The 4,479-nt window shown below is 44.5% G+C and carries 2 protein-coding genes; both read right to left on the bottom strand.

The window, feature by feature from the left end; translation table 11 throughout:
• Window positions 1–293 precede the first annotated feature (293 nt).
• On the bottom strand, window positions 294–2,882 hold the full coding sequence (gene clpB / locus D1164_RS23415) for an ATP-dependent chaperone ClpB (RefSeq protein WP_119352334.1): 2,589 nt from the start codon (window positions 2,880–2,882) through the stop codon (window positions 294–296).
• Window positions 2,883–3,120: 238 nt separating this feature from the next.
• Window positions 3,121–4,191 carry a DNA polymerase IV gene (gene dinB, locus D1164_RS23405; RefSeq protein WP_119352332.1) on the bottom strand — a complete coding sequence of 357 codons (1,071 nt, stop codon included), beginning with the start codon at window positions 4,189–4,191 and terminating at the stop codon, window positions 3,121–3,123.
• Between the last annotated feature and the right edge of the window lie 288 nt (window positions 4,192–4,479).

Raw genomic sequence — 4,479 nt, 5'->3', positions numbered from 1 at the left:
CAACACGTAGTTTTTCCGAGTGAAGCGAACGCAGCCTTGACTTTTCTGTTTACTATTTGCGTCAAGGCAAAGAGTAAAATCGGCCTGATAAGGCATAAAAATATTGATGGAAAATGTATCTGAAAACGGATTACTCCACCGGATTTTTCAGGTGAGCCCAAAACCAATTGACAAAACGAAACTTACAATTCTGATAAAAACCCTGCTTAAACTCAAAAAAGCCCATGAAATAAAAACGGGGTTCAACGTTTATAGCTGAACCCCGGATTTGATAAAATTTTCCAAACAGAGCCTTAATTTCTAAAAATCAACCTTTCATCCTCCACATCAACAACAATAGGATTCCTTTTATCCACCTCTGCTGCCAATATCTTTCGTGATAATTCATTCAGCACATATTTTTGCAGAATCCGTTTTACAGGGCGGGCGCCAAAATGCGGATCGTAACTTATTGCTGCCAGCCAGTCAACTGCAGCATCTGTCAGGCTCATTTTCACATCGGTCCCGGACAAACGTTTGACAACCTGATTAAACTGCAGTTTTACAATATGGTTAATATCCTCCCGGGAAAGCGGCGTGAACACAATCGTTTCATCAATACGGTTCAGAAACTCAGGCCGTATCGTTTTGCGGAGTAATTCCAGCAACCTGATCCGCATTTCCTCCACCACTGCTACTTCGTTGTCCGTTTTTATATTCTCAAAACTCTCCTGAATGAGGTGCGATCCCAAATTCGATGTCATAATTATAATGGTATTTTTGAAGTTAACCGTCCGGCCTTTGTTGTCGGTTAGCCGGCCATCATCAAGCACCTGTAGCAACACATTAAACACATCCGGATGCGCCTTTTCAATTTCGTCAAAGAGCACCACAGAGTAGGGTTTGTGGCGTACCGACTCGGTTAGCTGCCCGCCTTCATCGTATCCCACATATCCCGGAGGGCTTCCAATAAGACGTGTTACGGAGAATTTCTCCTGGTACTCCGACATGTCAATACGGGTAATCATATTCTCATCATCAAACAGGTATTCTGCCAGCGCTTTTGCCAGCTCGGTCTTTCCTACCCCTGTTGAGCCCAGAAAAATAAATGACCCGATTGGTCGTTTTTCGTCCTGCAACCCGGCACGACTCCGCCGCACAGCATCCGAAACAGCGGCAATGGCTTCATCCTGCCCTACCACCCGCTTGTGCAGTTCTTCTTCCATATGAAGCAGTTTCACCCGCTCACTTTGTAACATTTTGGCCACAGGAATTCCGGTCCACCGCGCTACTACCTCGGCAATGTCCTCAGCATCTACCTCCTCTTTTATAAGGCTCTCGCCCTTTTTCATTTTCTGAAGTTCTTTCTGCAGGTCTCCGATCACATTTTCGGCCTCCTTAATTTTTCCGTACCTGAGTTCGGCCACCCGGTCGTAATGTCCCTGCCGTTCGGCCTCCTCGGCTTCCACACGGTAATCTTCAATCTCTGACTTTTTCTGCTGAATAGAATCTATAATCTGTTTTTCACTTTGCCATTTGGCACGAAGCTGCGATTGCTCTTCCTTCAAATTCGAAATTTCCTCACTTAACGTAGCCAGCTTTTTATCATCTTTCTCCCGTTTAATGGCCTCCCGTTCAATTTCCAGTTGTTTGATACGGCGTTCGATTTCGTCCAGCTCTTCGGGCACTGAATCCATTTCAAGGCGCAGCTTGGCAGCCGCCTCATCCATTAAATCAATTGCCTTGTCTGGCAGAAACCGGTCGGAAATATAACGTTGCGACAGCTCAACCGAAGCAATAATGGCATCGTCTTTAATTCGCACTTTATGATGACTTTCATACCGTTCTTTAATCCCACGCAAAATGGAAATGGCGCTCAATGTATCAGGCTCATTCACTTGCACCACCTGGAAACGGCGTTCAAGCGCTTTATCTTTTTCAAAATATTTTTGATACTCGTTAAAAGTAGTCGCACCAATAGCCCTCAGCTCTCCGCGGGCCAGTGCCGGTTTCAGAATATTGGCAGCATCCATTGCCCCATCGCTTTTACCTGCCCCAACCAGGGTATGTATTTCGTCGATAAAAAGGATAACTTCTTCATTGGAATGTACCACTTCGTGGACCACAGCTTTTAACCTTTCTTCAAACTCACCCTTATATTTTGCGCCGGCAATCAGTGCCCCCATGTCAAGAGAAAAAACCTGTTTTGTTTTCAGGTTTTCCGGAACGTCACCGCGGACAATCCGGTGAGCCAATCCCTCGGCAATGGCTGTTTTCCCGGTTCCCGGTTCCCCAATCAGAATCGGATTATTTTTGGTTCGTCGGGAAAGAATTTGCAGGATCCGTCTGATCTCTTCATCGCGCCCGATAACCGGATCCAGTTTCCCGGAACGAGCCCTTTCATTCAGATTTAAGGCAAACCTGTTAAGCGAATTGAACCGGTCTTCAGCTGTCTGGCTGTCCACTTTGGATCCTTTTCGCAATTCTTCAATGGCTTTTTGCAAATCTTTTTTGGTAACACCATTGTCTTTCATCAAACGGCTCACCGAGTCGTTAGCATCGAGCAGCGCCAGCAGAATATGTTCCACCGAAACATACTGGTCGCCCATTTCCTGGGCAAGTGCCAGCGCTTTCTGCAGCACACGGTTGGTTGTGGTAGAGATGTAAGGCTCTCCGCCTGAAACACGCGGATACGATTCGATGATTTTATCAGCTGCCTGCTGAAATATTACGGTATTTACCCCCAGCTTCTTCAATAAAAAGTCGAGCACATTCTCAGCCGAATGAGACAGCCCTTTCAAAACATGCCCGGTTTCAATACTTTGCTGATTATTTCCCGCGGCAATCTGAAATGCATGTTGTATCGCCTCCTGCGCCTTTATAGTGAAATTATTTAAGTTCATAATATAATCCTTTAAAAGTCCGGTCAACAACAGCAAAATACAATCCATAAAACACTGATAGACAAAATGTCACAAATGAGCTCTCCGGATATGAAATTATTTCTGGAACCGTTCCTGAATGTGATTTTTTGGCAGAAGCATTCCCATTATTTTCGGGGTTGAAAAAACCGGGTGGCGCAGATTCTGCTCCGGGCATTTTAATCAGCGGTTCGGAAACCGCTGCACGCTGTTAGATGGGTTAAAAATCGATGGTCAACTGTACCGGTTCGTTCTTTTCTTCATGCTGAAAGTTAGATAAAGTCAGGCCTAAAAGGCGAATACCTTTAATAAAAGTTTCTGAATGAAGTAAATCTTTTGCCCCTTCAATCAGCTCATTTTTACCGGTAACCCACCCTGTAATAGTTTTACTGCGGGTGTGTTGTTCAAAATCCGCATATTTATATTTCAATGTGAGGGTTCTGGCTTTGGCATTGGAGCGTTCGTACCTTTCCCAAAGGATGTCGGCAATCCCGAGCAACTCAGATTCCAGATCATTTTCTGTAAATAAATCGGTAAAAAAAGTTTGTTCTGCCCCAACCGACTTTCGTTCACGAAAAGGTTGTACCGGACGAAGATCTTCGCCCCTGCTTATCTCATAATAATAATTTCCCGATTTCCCAAAAAGCCGGACTAGTTCAAAACGATCGATTTGTTTTAAATCACGTCCAAACCAAATACCCATTTTATTCAGTTTTTCCGCCGTAACTTTTCCGATACCAAAAAACTTCCGTACCTCCAGGTTGTCAATAAAATCCTGGGCATTTTTCGGTGTCACCACAAAAATTCCGTTCGGTTTATTTACATCAGAAGCCACCTTTGCCAAAAACTTATTATAAGAAACTCCCGCAGAAGCTGTCAGCTTTGTTTCTTCCAAAATCCGCTTTCTGATTTCCTGAGCAATGAGCGTGGCCGAGGGCTTTCCTTTTTTTACATACGTGACATCAAGGTAGGCCTCATCAAGCGAGAGCGGCTCTACCAAATCGGTATATTCAAAAAATACTTCCCTGATTTGATTTGAAATCTCCTTATAACGGGAAAAGCGTGGCTTCACAAAAATCAGGTCCGGGCACTTCCGTTTGGCCACTTTCGATGACATCGCCGATCGCACCCCGTACTTCCGGGCTTCGTAACTGGCCGCAGCCACTACACCCCGTTCACGCGAACCGCCAACGGCTACCGGCTTGCCCTTCAACTCCGGATTATCCAGCTGCTCCACCGAAGCATAAAAGGCATCCATGTCAATATGGATTATTTTTCTGATTTTGTTCAATTTTATTTACCCCGCAATAACACTTCAAACGTTCATTCAAATGTATTAATTTTCAACGTCTGAAAAGTACAGAAGTAAAAACGATAATTTCTGAAAGGAACAATCTTCAGATATCCGGCAACCCAACTATTAAAGAATCCACCCTCAAAGAAGGTGGACTTTTAAAGAATCCACCCTCAAAGAAGGTGGACTTATAAAAAGGCCCCTATAAGGGGCCAAAGTTGAGCCGCTGCTGCTCTTCGAGACGTTCTTGATCTTCTTGAAATTTCACGTACTTCTTGATTTTGT

The organism is Mariniphaga sediminis (assembly GCF_003573545.1).
Lineage (GTDB): Bacteria > Bacteroidota > Bacteroidia > Bacteroidales > Prolixibacteraceae > Mariniphaga > Mariniphaga sediminis.
This window is presented reverse-complemented; position numbering and strand designations above follow the sequence as displayed.

Bases quoted from the DNA above. Each gene is read 5' to 3' on its own strand.
- clpB (WP_119352334.1), bottom strand. From the start codon at position 2,882: ATGAACTTAAATAATTTCACTATAAAGGCGCAGGAGGCGATACAACAT.